The sequence below is a fragment of the Aquamicrobium sp. YD-1-mutant5 genome (assembly GCF_059509755.1).
The window spans coordinates 1-2,655 of sequence record NZ_JCAKKP010000045.1; the positions used below are offsets into that span (position 1 = coordinate 1).

The window sequence follows — 2,655 nt, forward strand, 5'->3', positions numbered from 1 at the left end:
GGATGTTTGCAAGCAGACCCGGATGTTTGCGAGCACATTGGCAGGGAGCGTGAGCACGACGCCCGCTCCATTGTCAGATAATTCGAGCAGAAAATGCCGATGTTTGCGAGCAGAGGCGCTTATGTTGGCAAGCCGCTACACCTATGGCTTCGCCTGGGGCGGCTCACAGCTCTTCACCGGTCGACTTTCCGATCACGTTGGGCGTCATTGGCCCAATGTGCTCGGCATGTGGATTTCGGGCCTCGGGGTCGCCATGGTGGTGATAGGCAGCGGCGTTTGGTGGTGGGCCGCATCGGCCGCCATCGCCGGCTTCGGCATGGCCCTGCTTTATCCCAATCTGTCGGCAGCCGTGGCCGACATCGCCCCGCCCAGCTGGCGCGGCTCAGCCATTGGCATTTACCGGTTCTGGCGTGACCTTGGATATGGCATTGGTGCGCTCGGGCTCGGCCTGGTTGCCCATTTCAGCGGCGCTCTCGAGGCTACATTCTGGTTCGTGGCACTTTCGATGATGGTGTCGGGCTTGGTGTTGTGGGCATTCGGTGAGGAGACCCATCCGCGGATAAACCCGGAAGATTTGGCCTAGCTCATGCCTTGGCATCATGGTGGACGTTGACGTCGCTTGATGGCAGCTTTCAGGCATCCCAGCAGGGCAAGGGGCTATAGTCCCGCAGCCTTGGTAAGGTTTACGCGAAAGCGGTCCCGCCGGCGTTGATAGCGACGGGTCATCTCAGCCGAAACATGCCCTAGCTGCTTCTGGACGTAGCGTTCGTCGACCTCGGCCGATGAGGCGAGACCGGCCCGCAGAGAATGGCCGGCGAACAAGCCCCCCCGGGCATCTTCCGAAAGGTCGCCCCGTACCCCGGCCGCCAGTGCCGCTGTCTTGACCAGGCGGGCGACTTGTTTGTCGTTCAGTCGATCGGCGCCGACGCCCTTGCCCTGCCCAGTCACACGGCGAAACAGCGGGCCATGCGCGATCCGAGCGAGCTTAAGCCAGGTTTCCACTGCCACAACGGGGCAGGTGGCATCAGTGGATCCGCGACCGATTTCCACTTCACGCCATCCGGTCTTGCCCCGAATATTCAGGACCATCCCTTTGTCCAGGATCTCTATCCAACCACGGCCGTCCTCGCTCTGCCCTTCGCCGCCATCGAGGCCGACGATTTCCGAGCGCCGCAGGCCGCCGGCGAAACCCAGCAGCAGCATGGCGCGATCGCGGATGCCACGCAGGCTGCCGCGGTCGAAGGTTTCCAGCATCGCCAGGAGATCCTCGGGCAACAGGGCTTCCTTTTGCCGTGGTGGCTTGGCGTGGGTATTGCGGATGCCAGCCATCACTGTGGCGATGTGGCGATCCTTGCGATCTAGGACTTGCCCGAGCTGGGTGTAATTCCAGGAAAGCGACGAGAGCCGGCGTTCGATGGTGCTGACTGCATTTGGCGCAACCGTAGCCTGGCCTGTCGCACAGGCCGTAATGTAGAGGCCAACAATCTGTGGATCGGGCGGCTGCACTGCCAGTCCCTGCCGGCGACACCAACCAGAAAAATGCTTCCAGTCCGAGGCGTAGGCCAGCCTGGTGTTGGCCGAGCTGGCTGCCTCGACATAGTCCCGGGCGCGATCCGCCAGGCCGCGCAAATGGGCGCGATCGCCGCCCGGAATCGACACGGCGGAATTGCCGACGGGTGCCGCGGCTGCAGCACAGGGCAGGGGGGCGTTGCCGGCGTCGTTTTGCGTGGTTTCGTCGAGGTTTTGGGGCATTCTCTCTATAAGGGCCTGTCGCAAATTTTCTTGGTTAACGGCCTGTTGACCACCAGCGGAGAAATTGCCGCTCCCAATGTAGCGGAGCGTAGCCATGATTCTGAATGCCATTGCCGACAAGCTGAAGCGCCAATCAAAGGACGACTTCAAAGGTCGGCATTTCGAGGCATGGCTCATCATGCAGGCGGTGGCCTGGTATCTGCGCTATCCGCTCAGCTATCGAGACCTTGAGGAGATGTTTCGGGAACGTGGTTTCGAGGTCGATCACAGCACTGTCAACCGCTGGGTTTTGGCTTATGCGCCGATGATCGAGAAGCGGCTTCGCCAGTTCCGACGCCCGCATTGTGGTTCGATCCGGATCGACGAAACGTACGTGAAGATCCGCGGCAAGTGGCGCTATCTGTACCGGGCGATCGATAAGCATGGAAACCCGATGGATTTCCTGCTGGCGGCCAGGCGCGACCTGGATGCTGCAAAGAGGTTCTTCCGCAAAATGCTCAAAGACGAGCCCCTGTTATCGCCTAAGAAGATCGGCACGGATGGAGCGAATACCTTCCCATCCGCGATTAAAGCATCGGTAGATGATGGTCTGCTTCAGCCCAACCCCGTGCACTACGTCACAAAGCATCTCCAACAACGCATCGAGAGTGACCATTTTCGGGTTAAGAAGAACATGCCCAAGATCGGCGGCTTCCAATCCTTCAAAACGGCGCGTCGGACAATCGCAGGCTTCGAAGCCATGCTCTGGCTGAAGAAGGGCTTCGGCTTTTCCGGCGTGTGGACCGTAAATGATCAGAACGATCTGCTCGCGCACCTCTTCGGACTACAAAAGGTTAACAAAGCATGAAAACGAGGACGCTCAGTGGATAATTGCGCGCTCCGAAAATGTTTGCGACAAGCCCC

3 protein-coding genes are annotated in these 2,655 nt (G+C 60.0%); 2 read left to right on the forward strand and 1 reads right to left on the reverse strand.

The window, feature by feature from the left end; genetic code table 11:
• Positions 1-583 (forward strand): MFS transporter (locus tag AC5XE7_RS20775; protein ID WP_495367374.1); only part of this gene is annotated, 583 nt, incomplete at its 5' end.
• 74 nt (positions 584-657) lie between these two features.
• Here the strand turns inward: AC5XE7_RS20775 and AC5XE7_RS20780 are convergent.
• The gene (locus tag AC5XE7_RS20780; protein WP_051961367.1) at positions 658-1,752 is read right to left on the reverse strand and encodes a tyrosine-type recombinase/integrase; all 1,095 of its coding nucleotides are present in this window, start codon (positions 1,750-1,752) and stop codon (positions 658-660) included.
• 94 nt (positions 1,753-1,846) lie between these two features.
• On the opposite strand from AC5XE7_RS20780, the gene AC5XE7_RS20785 reads away from it, so the two are divergent.
• Positions 1,847-2,599, forward strand: a complete 753-nt coding sequence (locus AC5XE7_RS20785) for an IS6 family transposase (RefSeq protein ID WP_127601234.1) — start codon at positions 1,847-1,849, stop codon at positions 2,597-2,599.
• Positions 2,600-2,655: the final 56 nt, after the last annotated feature.